20 protein-coding genes are annotated in these 15,333 nt (G+C 72.4%); 2 read left to right on the forward strand and 18 right to left on the reverse strand.

Annotation, left to right across the window (positions count from 1 at the left end):
* The 18 genes from E4V01_RS02220 to E4V01_RS02305 all read right to left on the reverse strand — a co-directional run bounded on the left by E4V01_RS02220 (position 1) and on the right by E4V01_RS02305 (position 13,547).
* Entirely contained in the window at positions 1 to 678 is a 678-nt protein-coding gene (locus E4V01_RS02220; protein ID WP_026105562.1) for a response regulator transcription factor, read from the reverse strand.
* A gap of 38 nt (positions 679 to 716) precedes the next feature.
* Positions 717 to 1,088 carry a PepSY domain-containing protein gene (locus tag E4V01_RS02225; protein ID WP_245517396.1) on the reverse strand — a complete coding sequence of 124 codons (372 nt, stop codon included), beginning with the start codon at positions 1,086 to 1,088 and terminating at the stop codon, positions 717 to 719.
* A 189-nt stretch (positions 1,089 to 1,277) separates the two neighbouring features.
* On the reverse strand, positions 1,278 to 1,529 hold the full coding sequence (locus E4V01_RS02230; RefSeq protein ID WP_135297251.1) for a hypothetical protein: 252 nt from the start codon (positions 1,527 to 1,529) through the stop codon (positions 1,278 to 1,280).
* Positions 1,530 to 1,550: 21 nt separating this feature from the next.
* The gene (locus E4V01_RS02235) at positions 1,551 to 1,904 is read right to left on the reverse strand and encodes a hypothetical protein (protein WP_060769085.1); all 354 of its coding nucleotides are present in this window, start codon (positions 1,902 to 1,904) and stop codon (positions 1,551 to 1,553) included.
* A gap of 49 nt (positions 1,905 to 1,953) precedes the next feature.
* Positions 1,954 to 2,544: a hypothetical protein gene (locus tag E4V01_RS02240; protein ID WP_135297252.1), complete on the reverse strand. Its 591-nt coding sequence runs from the start codon at positions 2,542 to 2,544 to the stop codon at positions 1,954 to 1,956.
* A gap of 36 nt (positions 2,545 to 2,580) precedes the next feature.
* Entirely contained in the window at positions 2,581 to 3,144 is a 564-nt protein-coding gene (locus E4V01_RS02245) for a lysozyme (RefSeq protein ID WP_060769087.1), read from the reverse strand.
* A 120-nt stretch (positions 3,145 to 3,264) separates the two neighbouring features.
* Positions 3,265 to 4,347, reverse strand: coding sequence for a DUF2793 domain-containing protein (locus tag E4V01_RS02250; protein WP_135297253.1), 1,083 nt, complete (start codon positions 4,345 to 4,347; stop codon positions 3,265 to 3,267).
* 24 nt (positions 4,348 to 4,371) lie between these two features.
* Positions 4,372 to 8,274 carry a glycoside hydrolase/phage tail family protein gene (locus E4V01_RS02255; RefSeq protein WP_135297254.1) on the reverse strand — a complete coding sequence of 1,301 codons (3,903 nt, stop codon included), beginning with the start codon at positions 8,272 to 8,274 and terminating at the stop codon, positions 4,372 to 4,374.
* A gap of 26 nt (positions 8,275 to 8,300) precedes the next feature.
* On the reverse strand, positions 8,301 to 8,765 hold the full coding sequence (locus E4V01_RS02260; protein ID WP_135297255.1) for an NlpC/P60 family protein: 465 nt from the start codon (positions 8,763 to 8,765) through the stop codon (positions 8,301 to 8,303).
* A 7-nt stretch (positions 8,766 to 8,772) separates the two neighbouring features.
* Positions 8,773 to 9,666, reverse strand: coding sequence for a DUF2163 domain-containing protein (locus E4V01_RS02265; RefSeq protein ID WP_135297256.1), 894 nt, complete (start codon positions 9,664 to 9,666; stop codon positions 8,773 to 8,775).
* 10 nt (positions 9,667 to 9,676) lie between these two features.
* Positions 9,677 to 10,318, reverse strand: a complete 642-nt coding sequence (locus tag E4V01_RS02270) for a DUF2460 domain-containing protein (RefSeq protein WP_060769092.1) — start codon at positions 10,316 to 10,318, stop codon at positions 9,677 to 9,679.
* Positions 10,319 to 10,570: 252 nt separating this feature from the next.
* A complete protein-coding gene (locus tag E4V01_RS02275; protein WP_135297257.1) occupies positions 10,571 to 11,197 on the reverse strand; it encodes a phage tail tape measure protein in 627 nt (208 codons plus the stop codon).
* Positions 11,197 to 11,427 (reverse strand): phage tail assembly chaperone, encoded by a 231-nt coding sequence (locus E4V01_RS02280; RefSeq protein ID WP_060769094.1) that lies wholly within the window; start codon positions 11,425 to 11,427, stop codon positions 11,197 to 11,199. Before E4V01_RS02280 ends, E4V01_RS02275 begins: the two co-directional genes overlap by 1 nt.
* Positions 11,424 to 11,750, reverse strand: coding sequence for a gene transfer agent family protein (locus E4V01_RS02285; protein ID WP_060769095.1), 327 nt, complete (start codon positions 11,748 to 11,750; stop codon positions 11,424 to 11,426). The genes E4V01_RS02280 and E4V01_RS02285 overlap by 4 nt, the downstream gene beginning before the upstream one ends.
* Before the next feature lie 2 nt (positions 11,751 to 11,752).
* Positions 11,753 to 12,163 (reverse strand): phage major tail protein, TP901-1 family, encoded by a 411-nt coding sequence (locus E4V01_RS02290; protein WP_135297258.1) that lies wholly within the window; start codon positions 12,161 to 12,163, stop codon positions 11,753 to 11,755.
* A 28-nt stretch (positions 12,164 to 12,191) separates the two neighbouring features.
* Positions 12,192 to 12,611 (reverse strand): DUF3168 domain-containing protein, encoded by a 420-nt coding sequence (locus E4V01_RS02295; protein ID WP_060769097.1) that lies wholly within the window; start codon positions 12,609 to 12,611, stop codon positions 12,192 to 12,194.
* A complete protein-coding gene (locus E4V01_RS02300; protein WP_135297259.1) occupies positions 12,608 to 12,949 on the reverse strand; it encodes a head-tail adaptor protein in 342 nt (113 codons plus the stop codon). Before E4V01_RS02300 ends, E4V01_RS02295 begins: the two co-directional genes overlap by 4 nt.
* 22 nt (positions 12,950 to 12,971) lie before the next feature.
* A complete protein-coding gene (locus E4V01_RS02305) occupies positions 12,972 to 13,547 on the reverse strand; it encodes a hypothetical protein (RefSeq protein ID WP_060769099.1) in 576 nt (191 codons plus the stop codon).
* Between the two features lie 33 nt (positions 13,548 to 13,580).
* Between E4V01_RS02305 and E4V01_RS02310 the strand changes: the two genes are divergently transcribed.
* Positions 13,581 to 14,336 carry a trypsin-like serine protease gene (locus E4V01_RS02310; RefSeq protein ID WP_135297260.1) on the forward strand — a complete coding sequence of 252 codons (756 nt, stop codon included), beginning with the start codon at positions 13,581 to 13,583 and terminating at the stop codon, positions 14,334 to 14,336.
* A gap of 147 nt (positions 14,337 to 14,483) precedes the next feature.
* Positions 14,484 to 15,332, forward strand: a complete 849-nt coding sequence (locus E4V01_RS02315) for a trypsin-like serine protease (protein ID WP_060769101.1) — start codon at positions 14,484 to 14,486, stop codon at positions 15,330 to 15,332.
* Position 15,333: the final 1 nt, after the last annotated feature.

Genomic DNA, 15,333 nt, shown 5'->3' on the forward strand with positions numbered 1-15,333 from the left:
TCACCCCCGCCCCGGCGGCTGGTTCGGATCGATCAGATAGCCCAGTCCCCGCACCGTCTGGATCAGGTCCACGGCGAGCTTTTTGCGCAGACGCCCGACGAACACCTCGATGGTGTTGGAGTCGCGGTCGAAATCCTGGTCGTAGAGATGCTCCGTCAGTTCCGCGCGGGAGACGACGCGGCCGGTATGGTGCATCAGGTAGGAGAGCAGCCGGTATTCGTGGCTCGTCAGCTTGATCGGGGCGCCGTCCACGAAGACGCGACCGGAGCGGGTGTCGAGGGTGACGGGGCCGCAGGCGATCTGACTCGACGCGTGACCCGCCGCGCGGCGAAGGATCGCGCGCACGCGGGCCATCAGCTCCTCCATGTGGAAGGGCTTGGTGACGTAGTCGTCGGCGCCCGCGTCGAAGCCGTCCACCTTGTCGGACCAGCGGTCGCGGGCGGTCAGGATGATGACGGGGGTCTTCACCCCGGCCCGGCGCCAGTTCTGGAGCACGGTGACGCCGTCGGCCTTGGGCAAGCCCATGTCGAGAATGATGGCGTCGTAGGGCTCGTTCTCGCCGAGATAGCCGCCCTCCTCGCCATCGAAAGCCTTGTCGGCGACGTAGCCGGCCTCTTCCAACGCGGCGACGACTTGCCGGTTGATGTCACGGTCATCCTCGACCACGAGCAGGCGCACGGTCGGTTACTCCTCATCCCGGCGGCACACCGCCACGGTTACCAATGCCCGCTCACCTGTCCCGATTGAGCATCGACCATGACGTGCATGAAATGCCCATCACGACGCAAGGCCGTCAGCAGGTAGACGAGCCCCGCTTCGTGCCGGCACAGGCTGGCGCGCTGGATCTCGGCCCGCGGAACGATCTGGCGCGCCGCGCGGATCGCGGCGATGGGCGGCACGACACGCTTTTCGGCCACCGCCTCGCGCAGATCGGCCGGCGACAGGCAATCGTCGCCGCGATTCAGCGGCTCCCGCTGCGCCGGGACGGGCGCGAGGGCACCGGTTTCCTCGGCGAGTGGGCCGACCGCCCCCGCCGCGAGGACCGCGGCGGTCGAGACGACGATCAACAGGGCGAAAGCTTGGCGCATCGAGGGTGACTGTCGCGCGAGCGCACTGAATGCGCCCTGAATGTTTGCGAGCGCGGGCGCACTCGGTGGGGAAGCGGCCGTAGAAGATGTCTTGCGGTCGAGGGCCATGTCCGGGTCGGTGATGTTGCCGAGGACAAGGCGGGATCGCCGTCGCGGTTCCGTGGGCATGACTGCGCAGGGCCACCCGCCTCACGCCGCCTCCTCTCCGCCAGCATGCCGGCGGCGGTCACCGCACACCCGCAGGGTCAGGCTCGCCAGATCCCCGCTATCGATGGCGTCGAGGGCGGCCCGGCGCAGCGTGATCAGGGAGCGTTCGAAGCCGTGGCGCGCCGCCTCCAGGCGGCCGGCGGCGGCACGGGACCGGCTTCGACGGGAGGCCTGCGACCCGCCTTCATCCGGGCCGGCGGCGGAAGCATGGGCGGAGGAGGTATGGGCAGGCATGGAAGACGTCCTGTGACCGGGTCAGAGATTCGGCCGGTGCTGCAACTCGCCGATGCGCCGCAGGAGGTCCTCGAACCGCTCCCGCGCGCGCTCGTCACTGCGCGCCACGGCTCGAGCCGTCTCGCCCGTGAGCCGGACCAGATCCTCCAGCACGCGGGTGCGGCTCTCCAGGGCGGCGGCCACCGCCGCGTTGGTCTGGGAGGCGCGCTCCAGCGCCGCGGCGGTGGCGCCCGTCTCGGTGATGCGCGCTTCCAGCACGCGCAGGCCGTCCCGGTAGAGGTGAAGGCAGGCCAGCCCCAGCAGCACCGCGACGATCCAGCCGGCGCCCCCGTCGGCGAAGAGGAGGCGCGCGGCTTCCGCTGCGATCTTGTCCATTGTACCGCCTCCCGGATGGTCGGCTCCGGTCTTGCGCGATACCGGACGATCAGACGGCCTTGCGGGTCCCTCGCGCGGGCCCTTGCCCCAGGGCGCGGTCCAGAGCGGGTTCGAGGGTGTTGCCGGCGGTCGCCGCCGCCTCCAGGGGCAGAGACCGGAACACCTTCTCCGCGACCCCCTCGCCGCCGCCCGCCGCCCGGATCAGCCAGGCCGGCGCCTGATCGAGCGCGCGCTGCACGGCCCGCGCGATCACCGCCGAGCCGACGGAGACGGTCAGCCTGCGCCCTTGGACGGCGCCGGCCACGGCGTTCAGGGCGTAGTCGGTGGCGTTGCGCACGAGGCGCTCGACCAGCGCGTCGGTGACGAGGAGCCGTAGGGGACCGCCGAACCGCGCGAGCGCTGCTGCGAACGCGGCGACGAGCACCGGCATCAGCAGGGTGGACAATCCCTGGACGAGCGCCACGACGGCGTCGCCCCACGGCAGGACCAGCGCGGCGGCGTCGATACCGGGGAGCGGCGTTGCGTGCGCTGGCGCGCAGCAACAGCCGAGCAGGAGGAGGGGCGGCAGGACGGGTCTGATGAGGAAGACCCTGGCCATGGTTCGGGCAAAGCTGCGAGCGAAGACCACGGTGGACGTCATGGCAGCGATCCTTTCGGGGTGCGGGAGGGGAAGCGTTCAGCGGCCGGCGCGCAGCCAGTCCCGCAGGCGCGCGCGCCAGCCGGGCCGAGCGCTGGACGGCGAGGACGGGCGTTCGACGGGGGCGGAGACGGGCTGCGCATCGCCGCGCCGGGCGCGCGGCAGGGCGGTTTCGTAGGGCGTCCGGAACTGGTCGAATTCGCCCTGCCGGCGGGGGATGATCGCGGCCGGGCGGTTCCACATTAGGATCGCTTCGCCTGCGCCCGCCCGGTCGCCGGCCCGCAGGCGCCGCAGCACCGTGGAGCGCCGGAACGCCGCCGGGCCGATGTTGAAGCAGAGCGAGACCAGCGCGTCGAAGGCGTGCTGCGGCAGCGGCTCGGGGATCGTCTCGGCGACGGTGCGGACGAAGGCCGCGACATCGCGGGCGAAGATCGCGTCCGCCTCCCCGGCATCGATGCGCAGGCCCGCCCGCGGCACGGGCGGCCCGGCGGCGGCGGTGTGGCCGATGCCGATGGTCCAGACCCCCACGCTGTCGCGGTAGGCCTCCAGCCGCCGCCCCTCCCGGGCGATCAGCACGGCGCGGCCGACGGCACTGAGGTCCATCGTCAATCTCCGGTCTTGATGGCATGGGTCGGGAGGCAGGCTCGGCGGCCGGCGCCTCTATGTCATTGTTTTCCCGCGCATTCTTTCGACGCGCCGATCACCGCTTCGTCGGAATGCGCTCTAATCCAGGCCCTCGAACAGCAGCGAGAACAGGATGTTGGTCGTGGGCTTCGCCCCGCTGCTCGACACGATCTTGAGGCACCAGCGGTCCGCCGCCTCGAAGACGGCGCTGTTGACGAGGTCGGCCGCTTGGTTGGAACCGGCCCCGGCGATCGTGCAGGTCAGGGCCGTGCCGGTGAACAGGTTCTGGAGCGTGACGGTCCAGCTTGCTCCCGCGCCCGGTGCGTCCTGCGTCACGATCCGCAAATCGCGGAACCGCCCTCGCCGGCCGGCCGCGGCATAGACCTCGCTCTGGTGGCTGCCGACGAGGGCGTTGGTGAAGTACCGCGTCGCCCCGGCCGGAAAGGCGCCCGGCCCGCTGTTGCCGGCGATCACCTGCGCCGTCAGCACCGGCACGTCCGCGACGGTGATCCGACCGGGAAAGGCGACCCGCCCTGTCGCGCGCGCGATCCGCAGCGCCTCGAACCAGTCGCCGCCATTCGGGGAGACCTTCACGCGAAAGTCGTCGTCACCGGTGAGGCCGATCTCGGCGCGGGCGGAGAACCCGGTCTGCATCAGCAGCGAGAGAGTGTTGCCGGCCGCCTGCTTGTTCAGGGTGTAGCGCAGATCGCCGCTGCCACCCTCGGCGACCGTCAGCGCGGTCCAGAGCGCCTTGTTGAGCTTGGCCGCGAAGGGATTGTCCGCATCCGCCCCGGTGCCGAGCCCGAGGCGGGTCAGATTGTTCAGGGCAGCGATGGTCGCGCGGAACGGCATCCAGGCCGAGCCGGTGAAGGTGTAGAGTTCGGCCTCGTCCGCAACATAGGCCGTCCAGCCCGCAAGCGGCTTGAGGGATAGCCACGCACCGTCTTGGAAGCGGGCGATACGCCCGGCCCAGCCGGTCCAGGCCCCGCTCGGGTTGCCGGAGACGATCAGGTAGCGGTCGCCCTCGGCGGGGCTCGCAGGCGGGGCAGCCCGGTCCTTGTCGAGGACGGCGAGCTGCACCAGCGCGTCGAGCAGCGCCAGTGCCTCGTTGTGGGTGACATGCTTCTGCGCTTGCCCTCCCGCGATCAGCGGCAGGGCAAGGCTCGGGGTCGTGTCGGCCATGGGCCACTCCGGACGTGTCAGATGTCAGATGGTCCGCAGGCTCACCCGCGCCCGGCGGGCGGGGCCGGAGCCGGCAAGCGGGCCGATCGGCACCAATGCGGCGTCGATCTCGGTGCGGCGCGCGCCGAAATCGGCGATCTCGTCGGCGCTGGCGTAGAGCGCGCTCGTCGTATCGGTGCTCAGGCTGCGCAGAATCCGCCCGTCCTCGGCGAGGATGTCGAGGCGGTAGGCGTCCTCGCCCGGCGGCACATCGGCCGGCTCCCAGGCGTCGGCATCGCGCCGCGCCCGCCGGGTCCAATGGAAGCGCATGCCGCTGGCCTCGCGCCGAGCGCGCAGGTGAACCGGGCGCAAGGGGAGGAAAGCGGTGAGGTCGGCCGTCGCCGCGAAGCTGACGAAAGCGGGATCGGCCGGATCGCGCTCCGCCGGACCGACCCTGTAGAGGAAGCGGCGGCCGGCCTCGTCGAGCCGATCGACGAGGGGCCGGACGGCGCCGTCGTCGAGGCGCACGATCAGGCTCCCCGCGCCCGCCGAACGGCCTGCCGCGGCCTCGCTGCCGGCCAACCCCCGCAGCAGGCCCGAGAGCCGCCAGGAGCCGGACCCGATCAGTTCGGCTCTCGCCGCGGACAGGATCTCGACCGCCCCATCCGCGCCGATCACCGCGAACAGGTTGCCGCCGGCCAGGGCGGCAGCCTCGCCGATCGCGCTCAACCCATCCGCGTGGCGCAGGGTGACGTCGAGGCGGGCGTTGCGGTCGAAGCGCCAGAGCGGGCCGGGCGGCAGCGGGGTCAGCGTGCGGCCGAGGCAGGCCGGATGCTCGAGGGTGCGGTGGAGCGCGAACGGCGCGCCCTCCCCGGACGAGCGCCAGACCGCGACGGCGCCGGGCCAGGGATCGGCCGAGACCGCGAGATAGGCGAGCGGCACCGGATCGCCGCGTTCCACCGGGAGGACCAGCGGCAAAGCGAAGACCGGCCCCGGCACCGCCGGCGGCCTCCGGCCCGTTCGCGGAACCGGCACGGCGGGCCCGGAATCGGGCCGGGCAAGCGGCACGGCCCGGGTCTCGATCCGACGACCCGTGGGCGCGTCGTCGATCCGCACGATCCGGTAAAGCGTCCCGCCCTTCCCGTCCGGGAGCGCCACCACATCGCCGGGCTCCAGATCGATCCGGCGCGGGCTCACCCCGAAGGCAGCCGTGTCCCGGCCGGCGAGCGCCGCGTCGAGGACGGTTTCCGCCAGCGCCTGCACGGCGTCGCGCCGGGTGACGATGGCCGCGTCAACGCGCACCTCCTGCCGCCGCGCGCCGGCCGGGCGCGCGGCGGATGCGGTCGCGCGGCGGTAATCCGGGCTCTCGCCGTCGGAAAAGCCGATCGCGACGGAGCGCGGCAACTCGCTTTCCTGCGCCCGTATCCGGCGCAGGGGCGCCGCCTCGCCCTCGCCGAGAACGAGGTCGCCCGCGTCCAGCATGGCGGGTGCGCTCGTGCGCCCGTCGCGAATCCGCAGGGTCCCCCCGGAGACCGAGACGTCGAGGTTGAACAGCCGGGCGAGCGGCTCTAGCGCCTCGCGGGCGGAGAGCGGCCGGTCGAGTACGGCCCCATCGAGGAAGCCGGCGGCATGGATGTCGAGGGGCGCGTCGATGCCGAGATCGGCCAGGATCGCCGCGATCAGCCGGTCGAGTTCCAGCCCCTCGATCCGGCCGGTGATCCAGTGGCCGAGCGCCCAGTTGGCGGCGTCCGACCACAGGCTGGTGAAATCGGGGAAGGCCGGAAACGGCCGGGCATCCCAGGCCCAGACGTAGATGTCGTCGGCCGGGATCATCCGGCCGCCATAGACGGGCGAGACCGGATTATGAGCCGGCTCGAAACCATCGGCCTCAGGGTCGAAGCGCGAGAGGATCGCGTCGAGGCCGCGGGCCTGGATCAGGTCATCGCGACCACCACGGGAGAAGGGCGGAGCGGCATTCTCGGACGATTTCGGATCGGGGAAGACGTTGGGCCCGTTGGTGCCGCGATCGACCGCCGGGATGCCGATCTCGGTCAGCCAGATCGGCTTGGAGCCCGGCACCCAGGCCGTCGGCCCGGTCTCGACACCACCGCTGCGCTCGCCATGCGGGTTCGACCACCACGCGACGAGATCCTTGGCCCGGTAGATCCACGGCTTACCGTGGGCGCCGTCGGTGATCGGCGTTCGGCGCTGCGCAACGCGATCCTCGGGGCTGGCATAGTACCAATCGAACGCCTCGCCTGCGCCGAGACGGTTCTTGAGATAGGCGCGGTCGTAGAGGCTCATGGCCTCCGCGGCGTCGCGATGATCGGGCCCGTCGCGCCAATCCGAGATCGGCGGATAGTAGTCGATGCCGACGGCATCGATGGCCGGATCGGCAAAGAGCGGATCGAGGGGGAAGCGCACGGAGGCGCCGCCATCGCGGACATGCGCGCCGTACTCGGTCCAGTCGGCGGCATAGACGAGGCGCACGTCGCGGCCGAGGCGGGTGCGGACCTCCGTGGCGAGGCGCCGGAGCTGCGCGACCGCCAGATAGGCACCGTCCGATCCGCGCACCCGTGTCAGGCCCACGAACTCGCTGCCGAGGACGAAGCCAACGAGCGGCGCTCCGGCCGCCGCCCAGCCGGCGGCGAGGCCGGCATAGTGCAGAATCATGGCCCGGTAACCTTGCGGCCCTTCGAAGAAGGCCGCGACCTGGTCGGCTGCGCCGCCGGTGCCGTCCGGGCTTCCGGCCCGGTCGGGAGCGGGATCGCAGGTGATGCGCCCGCGCCAAGGGTAAGCCGGCTGCGATTCACCGGGCCGGTACGGGTCCGGCAGGGTGTTGCCTGCCGGCACGTCCATCATCACGAAGGGATAGAGCACCACCGCGAGGCCGCGGCGGGTCAGCTCGGCCACCAGCCGCCCGAGCCCCGCGTCGGACGGCGTACCGCCATAGGCGGCCGTGTCACCGGAGCGGGAAACCGCCGGCGCCGCGGCACGGTTCAGCCCGGCAACGGACCAGGGCTCGCCCGTGGTCGCCTTCGCCGTCGTGTCGACCCGCGGCGTCACGGTGCAGTGCCCGGCGCGCACATCGTCGCCGAACCAGCTCGTCACGACCGAGACGCGCTTCAGCCGGGGGCACAAAGCCTGGAGCGCATCAAGCGAGGCGACGACATCGCTCGCGCCCTGGAACTGAAAACGGTTTGCCGGCTTCGTAGCGCCGAGTCCGGCATCCTCGCTGACGGCGAGCGGATCGAGGCCGAACTCGGTCGAGCCCGGTATCAAGCAGACTGCGCGGATCTTGCTCGCCAGCCCGGCAACGGGCCGGATCACCTCAAAGGCCAATTGCGGGATGCGGTTGCCGAAGGCGGCGAGCGGCAGATGCTCGAACACGATGTAGGCAAGCCCGCGATAGGCCGGTGCGTTGTCCGCGCCTTCCTTGGCGACGATCAGCGGATCGGGTGCCTGCGTCGCCGAGCCGGTATGGACGCGCCAGTTGAGCGTCGTCAGGTCGAGCTCGCTGCCATCGGCCCAGATCCGACGGACCAGGGCGATCTCGCCCGCGCAGAGTCCAATGGCGAGATCGATGAAATAGCTGTAGGCGGTGCGCACGGTTTTCTGGCCGCCCGCTCTGCCCTTCGAGCCGGAGGAAGAACGCTCCACGGTGGTGTTGGCGATCTCGAGCGGGCGCGTCGCCCAGATCAGGGTGCCGCCGATGCGGGCCCGGCCGTAGACGCGGGGCACCGGCGCGCCCTCGGTGGAGGCGAGGCCGCCGAGTTCGGTCAGCCGCGGCCCGTCCACGAAGCGCGGGCTGGTGCCGGCGCCGAACAGCGCGCCGTCGAGCGCCGCGCCCCCGGCCGCGCCAGCCACGCGCCCGATCATTCCGCCGAGGGGACCGCCGAGCGCGCTGCCGAGCGCTTGGCCGGCTGTTTGCAGGACGAGCGTCGTCATAGCGGTGCCTCCGGCGGACGGGTGGTTCAGGGCGGATCGGGAAAGCGGAAGGCGTGAGCGAGGTGGCGCCGCCACCACGGCGTGAGCGCAACCTCGGTCACCCCCGCGCCGTCATGGGCATGGATCATCGACGCCGGACCAGTCGCGACGGCACAGTGTTTTGCCGGCAAATGTGCGCGAAACGCGAAGAGCAGGACGTCGCCGGCCCGGGGCTGATAGGCCTTCAGCGGTCCCATAATCGGAACGAGGTGCCGCCGCGCGGCGGCGACCAGCGGGTCGGCACCGTCGAGGGCCGATTCGGCCCAGGCGGCGGCGTAGGGCGGCGCCTCCTCCGGTTCGGGGCCGACGACGGCCCGCCAGACCCCGCGCAGCAGGCCGAGACAGTCGCAGCCGACGCCCTTCAGCGAGGCTTGGTGCCGGTAGGGCGTTCCAGCCCAACGGCGGGCCTCCGCCACGATCCGCTCAGGCAGCGGCAACGCGTCATCATCCATGACGGCCTCATCGGAACAGGCTGGAGCCGTCGAGGCGTGCTCCGGCCTCAGGGCCAGAGCGCAAAACGAAGTCATTGCCGGGCATGTGCGGAAAACCTTGGAAGTTGAGGGTGTTGGCGAACCTGCCGCGGCAGGCGGCGAGGCTCTTGTCGCAGCCGGCGACGAGCGTGAAGGTATCGCCGGTCGCGGCGGGACGCGGCGGCGGATCCCACAGGTCGAGGAGCGTCGCCTCCCCGTCGCGGCGATGGCCGCGCAGATCCGCGGCGTGTCCGGCATTGGCACCCGAATCCCAGGTCAGGCGACCGCCGGAGAACCAACCCACGGCGAAGCTCCCCGCCAGCGCGACGCTGAGCCGGCCGGGCTCGGACGCGGCCCGTACGGTGCCGGTCGCGTGGAAGCGCGGGTCGGCGAGATCGACGCGGCAACGGACATCGCCGAGTTCCGCGTCGCAGGCGGCGCGGAAGCTGCGCCCAACCGTGACGTCGAGGCGGTGCATCAGCCCGCGCAGTTCGGCGACGAAGGCGCCCCCCTCCCGGCGGATCTCGCCCAGGCTCGCCACGTCGAGGAGCAGACGCGCCTCGGGCTCGGCCCAATCGACCAGCCAGGTCTCGACCCCGGCCCCGTCATAGCGCCCCGCCGCGACGTCGTCCTCCGTGATCCCGGCCGAGGTCAGCGCCCCGGCCACTTCGCCGCCGCCGACGGCGAAGCCGAGCTCCGCGCTCACCTCAGCCGCCTCCAGCCCGCTGCGGGCGGCGTAGGTCACGCCACTGAGGACGAGATCGCGGTCGTGGTCGGTGAAGCCGAGGACGAGTCCGTCGCGGCGGCGCAGGGCCCAGCAGCGGCAGAGCGTGGTCGCGCCGCCCTCCATACGGGCGGCGAGACGGGGCGGGACGGCGCGCATCGGCTTCCCCTCAGGGCAGGATCTCGATCAGCGGAATTCGCGGCACCTCGCCGGCGGTGAAGGCGGCGAGATCGACGGTGAGTTCGTCGGTGTCGAAGCGGACCGGCACGTCGAACTCGAAGCCGGCCGTGACGGCGGCGCCCGGCGGCGGCACCGTGTCGGCAGCGAAGGTGACCCGGCCCGTGGCCGGATCGACGGAGAGCTTCGGAGCCGCCACCTCGGCACCGTTCACCGCGACGCGCACCGTACCGGCCACCGGCTTGGCGATGGCCCGGCGGTAGGCCTCCGGCCCGCTCCCGTAAGTCTTGGCGAGAGCGAAGATGCGGGTCGTGCCGTCGCCGGTGCCGATCCGCTGGTCGGTCGGCGCGACGGGGCGCGAGGGCGGGCCGGAGCGGTGATCGACCCGGTCGCGGTAGCGGAACCCGTAGAGCCGCCCGCGCCGCTCCTCGAAGAAGCCGAGCACCGCGTGCAGGGCGTCGAGGGTGCGGATGCCGAGCCCGGCATCGTAGCGGCGGCGCGAATCCGCCCAGCGGCTGTTGCGGTGCTCGCGGCCCGACGCCAGCGTGACGATCTCGGTGCGCCGCACCGGGCCGCCGCTGCCGCGCAGGGCGACATCGAGGGGGAAGCGGATCTCGTGAAAGTCGGATGCCATGGCAAAAACTCCGAATTCCGGGCGCGAAGAGCGCCCCGCGGAGCGGCCTCAGCTTTGCGGAGGTGTCGAGAGCGCATTCCGACGAAGTGATCACCGGTTCGTCGAAAGAATGCGTGTCAAAACAAGGGGCTAGAGACGCCGACCTGATACAATCAGGTCGGATACGGCTCTAGCCAAGCGAAAGCCAATGCCGCGAAGGCGGCTGCCGGCCTCGAGGCAGGACAGGAAATGCTGTGATCACGCGCGGCGTGATCACAGCGCGCGTCGGCCGCGTGCCACGGCGCGGGCGAGACGAGCGGCGACCTGGGCCTCGGAGCGGCGGAAACCCTCGATGTCCGGCGTGGCGATGTTGACGGTGACCGCGACCGGACGCTCGGCCCCGCCCGCGGCGACGCCGAGGCGGCCGTCGCTGCCGCGCCTGAGCGGAAGGATGGCCTCCGGCCCGGCCTCGCCCATCAGGCCGGTGTCGCCCCCAGGACCAACGAGCGGAAAATAGGTGGGTGCCGCCACGACCCCGCCGGCCGCGAAGGGGCGCACCCGTCCCCCGCCGAGAACGCCACCGAGGCGGAACGGCACGATCCGCCCGTCGGAGACGACGCCCCCCTTGGCGAGCGCCGTCGTGCTGCCGCCTTCGGATGCCGCGCTCAGCAGGCTGTTGACGAGGCTCGTCACGCCCGCTTTCACCGGAGCCAGCGCCGCCTTGACCGCAACGTTGGAAAGCTTGCTCGCCAGCGAGGCCAGCACGCCGTCGAGCTGGCGCCCGGCATTGAGATTGCGGTCGAAGGCCGAGGACAGACTCTGGCCGAAGCGTTGGGCCAGCCGGTCGAGGGTTTCGAGCTGCCTGGTGCGCTCGGCCGTGCTGCGGTCGCTGTCGGTCATCATGAGGTCTCCGGATCGGGATGGGCGGCGAGCAGGCGGTCGAGATCGGCCCGGCTCGGTGCGTCGGGTACTCGGTGGGTCAAGCCCGCGGCCGCAGCCAGTTCACGGGGCGTGGCGGCCCAGAGGTCGCGCGGGCGCCAGCGCAGGGTCGCGAGACCGAGCGTCAGCACCGCATCCCACGGGAAGGCGGAGACGGGTGTCTCCGGCGCGTGGCTTCCCGCGGGGCTCAAGGGCCCGTGGGCGGAGCCTCGCCGAAGGCCGCGACCAGAGCCTCCCCGAGCGCCGAAGTCACGGTTGCCAATCCGCCGGAGAGCGGCAGCCGCGCGACCGCCTCGTCGTCGAGGGTGTGGCCGCCGCCGCGGAGCGCCGCACCGAGCAGCGCGATCACGTCGCGGGCGGCGAGCCGCCCGCCGGCAAAGCGCTCGGCAAGGCCGGCGAGATCGCCCGCGCCGAGCGCGTCTTCCAGTTCGGCGAGTGCGCCGAGGGTGAGGCAGAGCGTGTAGCGCTCTTGTCCCAAGGTGAGCGGCACCTCGCCGCGTCGGCGGTTGGCCATCGTCATGCTCCCGCAAAGCTCAAGGGGCCGGCGGAATCGAGGGCCATGTCGAAGGTGACCTCGCCCGCATGCTCGCCGCGATACTCAAGGCTCGTGATCTGGAAGAGGCCCTCGATCGTGCCGAAATCCGGCACCACGATCTGGAACAGGCCGATCACGCCGTCGAAGAACATCTGGCGCAGGCGTGCGTCGGAGGCCTCGTCGCGGAACACGCCCGAGCCGGCGACCGCGGCACGGCGCACGCCCGCCCCCGCCAGCAGCTCGCGCCAGCGCCCCGTGGAATCGGCGTTGGTGACGTCCACCGTCTCGGCGTTGAAGGCGAGCTGGCGGGCGCGCAGACCCGCCACCGCGGCGAAGCCGCCGGCCCCGTTGCTCACCCGGACCAGCAGGTCCCTGCCCCTCTGTGCGCTCATGTCCGCGACTCCGGCATTCCTGGAAAGATCAGGCGGCGACCTCGGTCACCGCCTCGAAAGAGAGGGTCGCGCGCGCCTCACCGGTGCGCTCGTCGCGCAGGCCGGCGAGACTCTTGAGGCGCAGGAGGACGAGGGCGTGGCCGCTCAAGGCGAGGCCGGCCTCGTCGAGGCGGGCGGCGATACGCTCGGCCACCTCCAGGGCCGAGCGGGCCGAGCCCGGCTTGGCGAAGACCGTCAGCGCGAAGGCGTGGCGGTGGCGCTGCGCACCATCGACGGAGTCGTCGCTCACCTCGCTCGGTCCGAACAGCGCGTAGACCGGAGCGGCGCCCCGCGGCGGCTCGTCGTAGAGGCGCAGCCGGCCGCCCATCAGCACGGCGAGCGGCGTATCCGCGGCAAGGTGAGCGAGAAGGCCGGCGCGCAGGGCCAGCAGCGGGCTCGATCGCATCATGGGGAAGCCTCCTCGATCACCTCTTCCACCTCGCAGACGAGGTCGCGGCGGCGCCCGTCGGGGTCGTCGGCCGCGCGGATCGCGAAGCGGCGGGGGCCGTCGGCGAAGCGCATGGCCGGGGTGACGCCGGGGCGGTAGCGCAGGCCGACGCGGTAGAGGCCGGGCCGGTCAGCGCGCCCGCCACGGGGCGGAGCGGCGCTGCCGAGCGATTCCAGCGAGCCCCACAGCAGGGGTCCGGCGACGTAGCGGCGGAGCCGGCCGCCGAACCCGTCGGGCTCGTCCACCGGCAGTTCGAGCACGAGGCGCCGCCGCCGCGCGCCGAGCGGCCTGTGTGTCATGGTCGGTCTCCGTGGATCAGGATCAGAGCCGCATCCGGCGGCACGCGGCGGCGAGCCCCGCCGCCTCGGGCGGCAGCGGACGGGGGGCGCGCTCGCCGCCCGCATCGCCGCGGTTCTCGAACCAGTCGGTGATCGTCAGACGCAGGGCCTGAACCAGCGGCTCGGGGACCGGCGGACCCTCGCCGCCGCAGCCGGCGCCGACCTCGACCAGAGCCGAGGCCGTGCCGAGCGGCGGCAGGTCCGGCCCGAACAGGAGGCAGGGCGCCTCCCACGGATCGGGGCCGACCCGGATCGGGCCAGGCTCGATTTCGGTGAGGGCGCCGCGCCCATCGATCAGCCCGGCGCGAAGCACGGCGACGAGCGGACTCAGCGGCAGCGGCATCAGCCCGAGCCGGGGCCAAGCCGCCAGCACCACCCGGAAGCGGGCGGGCCGCAGCAGGCGGCGCGCGGTCGCTTCGACCGCCGCCCGCGCCGCCGGGATCAGGCGGGCGATCAAGGCGTCCTCGATGGTCTCGTCGGAGGACAGCCGGAGATAGCCGCGCATCTCGGCCACGCTCACCGGCTCGACGCCGGTCTCCTCGACGCGTATCGGGGTCATGCCAGCCTCTCGTGAAAGCGTTCTTCGCAAAAGATGCGCGCGCCGAACCCATCTCTTCCGCGCACGGCGCGTCTTGCCCTCGGAGCGGCGGCCCTCACGCTCCTGCTCGCGGCCACGCCGGCGACCGCCATCGTCGGCGGCCGGGAGGGCGCGGCGGTGCCGGGCGCGGCCTCGGCGGTGATGGTGCTGACCTCCGGCGGCGGGGTCTGTTCGGGAATCGTCGTCGCGCCGGACGCGGTGCTCACCGCCGGCCATTGTGTGGCGGGCGTGGGCGAGAACCGCGTCCATTACCGCGACGAAACAGGCCGCCCGGTGCTGGCCGAGACGGCTGCCCGCCTGCTGCATCCGGCCTATGATGGCGATGCCATCCGCGGGCGCACCCGCTCCATCGACCTTGCGCTGCTGCGCACCCGCGAGCCCTTGCCCGCCCGGTTCGTGCCGGCCGCGTTGAGCGCCGCGATGCCGCGGACCGGCCAGAGCCTGACGCTGGCCGGCTACGGCGCCGCGCGGGGCGGCGACCGGCGCTCGATCGGCCGCTATCGCGGCGCAACGCTCGCCGTCGTCGAGCCCTACGGCGCGAGCCGCATCCTGGTTTGGCTGAAGGCACCGGGAGCGGGCGGCTGCCAGGGCGATTCCGGCGGCCCGGTCCTCGAGGGCGCGGCGGTGGTCGCGGTCGCCGCATGGGTGAAGGATGCCTGCGGCGGCCTGACCCAAGGCATCCTGCTCGGGCCGCAACGGGACTGGATCGACCGGACGCTGTCCGGCTGGGGCGCCTCCGCCCGCTGGTGACGTCCTTGACCGATCGTGATCCGCGCGCCGCGGCGCATGAGGAACCGGACCTTGGCCGCCGAATTGCCTTCGGATACGCTTCAACCGGTCCGGGATTCGTTCATGGAATCCGGCGCACCGCGCCAGGACCCTGGGAGAACAAAAAAGATGGTTGCGAGCCCACTTCGCGCGTGCGTGCTTGGTGCCTTGCTGGGTCTCGTCCCCCTCTCGGCGCAAGCCGTGGTCGAGGGCCGCACCTCCCGTGATCCCGGCGGGCTTCGCGCCTCGGTGGTGCGCATCGAGAGCACGCAGGGCGAGATCTGCTCGGGCACCCTGATCGCGCAGGACATCGTGCTGACGGCGGCCCACTGCGTGATGCACAAGGCCGGCTACAACGTGGTCGTGGTCGATCCGAATTTCCGCCAGCGCCGCCTGCGGGCGGTCGCGGTTTCGATGCATCCCGAATTCGTCCCCGGCACGACGCCGGAGGAGCAGCCCGGCATCGACCTCGCCCTGATCAAGCTGGAGCAGCCGGTCGGTGCCGGCTTCCGACCGCTCGATCCCCGCGGCGGTTCGATCACCACGGGCGACAATGTCGACATCGCCGGCTTCGGCGTTCTCGCCGAGAACCGCCGCAACACCGCGCGGACGCTGCGCACGGCACATCTCGTGTCGATCGGCTCGTTGCAGGTCGCCAACCGCGTCACGGTCGTGACCGACTCCCGGCGCATGGCCGAAACCGCCGGCGCGGGCGCGTGCCTGGGTGATTCCGGCGGCCCGATCCTGCGCGGCGGCCAGATGGTCGGCGTGGTGAGTTGGTCGAGCGGCGCCATGCGTCAGGACCGGCGCGCCCGCACCGCCTGCGGCGGCTTCACCGCCGTCACCCCCACAGGCGAGCACGCGAGCTGGATTTCCTCGCGCACCGCCGAGATGGAAGCGATGACCGCCGACATGGCGGCCGCGCAGGCCGGGCGCACCGAATGGATGGCCCGGCCCGCCCGGCGGCGGATGTACTGAG

It is taken from the genome of Methylorubrum sp. Q1 (assembly GCF_004683995.1).
Taxonomy (GTDB): domain Bacteria; phylum Pseudomonadota; class Alphaproteobacteria; order Rhizobiales; family Beijerinckiaceae; genus Methylobacterium.

Bases quoted from the DNA above. Each gene is read 5' to 3' on its own strand.
- E4V01_RS02225 (WP_245517396.1), bottom strand. From the start codon at position 1,088: ATGCGCCAAGCTTTCGCCCTGTTGATCGTCGTCTCGACCGCCGCGGTC.
- E4V01_RS02230 (WP_135297251.1), bottom strand. From the start codon at position 1,529: ATGCCTGCCCATACCTCCTCCGCCCATGCTTCCGCCGCCGGCCCGGAT.
- E4V01_RS02235 (WP_060769085.1), bottom strand. From the start codon at position 1,904: ATGGACAAGATCGCAGCGGAAGCCGCGCGCCTCCTCTTCGCCGACGGG.
- E4V01_RS02240 (WP_135297252.1), bottom strand. From the start codon at position 2,544: ATGACGTCCACCGTGGTCTTCGCTCGCAGCTTTGCCCGAACCATGGCC.
- E4V01_RS02245 (WP_060769087.1), bottom strand. From the start codon at position 3,144: ATGGACCTCAGTGCCGTCGGCCGCGCCGTGCTGATCGCCCGGGAGGGG.
- E4V01_RS02250 (WP_135297253.1), bottom strand. From the start codon at position 4,347: ATGGCCGACACGACCCCGAGCCTTGCCCTGCCGCTGATCGCGGGAGGG.
- E4V01_RS02255 (WP_135297254.1), bottom strand. From the start codon at position 8,274: ATGACGACGCTCGTCCTGCAAACAGCCGGCCAAGCGCTCGGCAGCGCG.
- E4V01_RS02260 (WP_135297255.1), bottom strand. From the start codon at position 8,765: ATGGATGATGACGCGTTGCCGCTGCCTGAGCGGATCGTGGCGGAGGCC.
- E4V01_RS02265 (WP_135297256.1), bottom strand. From the start codon at position 9,666: ATGCGCGCCGTCCCGCCCCGTCTCGCCGCCCGTATGGAGGGCGGCGCG.
- E4V01_RS02270 (WP_060769092.1), bottom strand. From the start codon at position 10,318: ATGGCATCCGACTTTCACGAGATCCGCTTCCCCCTCGATGTCGCCCTG.
- E4V01_RS02275 (WP_135297257.1), bottom strand. From the start codon at position 11,197: ATGACCGACAGCGACCGCAGCACGGCCGAGCGCACCAGGCAGCTCGAA.
- E4V01_RS02285 (WP_060769095.1), bottom strand. From the start codon at position 11,750: ATGGCCAACCGCCGACGCGGCGAGGTGCCGCTCACCTTGGGACAAGAG.
- E4V01_RS02290 (WP_135297258.1), bottom strand. From the start codon at position 12,163: ATGAGCGCACAGAGGGGCAGGGACCTGCTGGTCCGGGTGAGCAACGGG.
- E4V01_RS02295 (WP_060769097.1), bottom strand. From the start codon at position 12,611: ATGATGCGATCGAGCCCGCTGCTGGCCCTGCGCGCCGGCCTTCTCGCT.
- E4V01_RS02300 (WP_135297259.1), bottom strand. From the start codon at position 12,949: ATGACACACAGGCCGCTCGGCGCGCGGCGGCGGCGCCTCGTGCTCGAA.
- E4V01_RS02305 (WP_060769099.1), bottom strand. From the start codon at position 13,547: ATGACCCCGATACGCGTCGAGGAGACCGGCGTCGAGCCGGTGAGCGTG.
- E4V01_RS02310 (WP_135297260.1), top strand. From the start codon at position 13,581: ATGCGCGCGCCGAACCCATCTCTTCCGCGCACGGCGCGTCTTGCCCTC.
- E4V01_RS02315 (WP_060769101.1), top strand. From the start codon at position 14,484: ATGGTTGCGAGCCCACTTCGCGCGTGCGTGCTTGGTGCCTTGCTGGGT.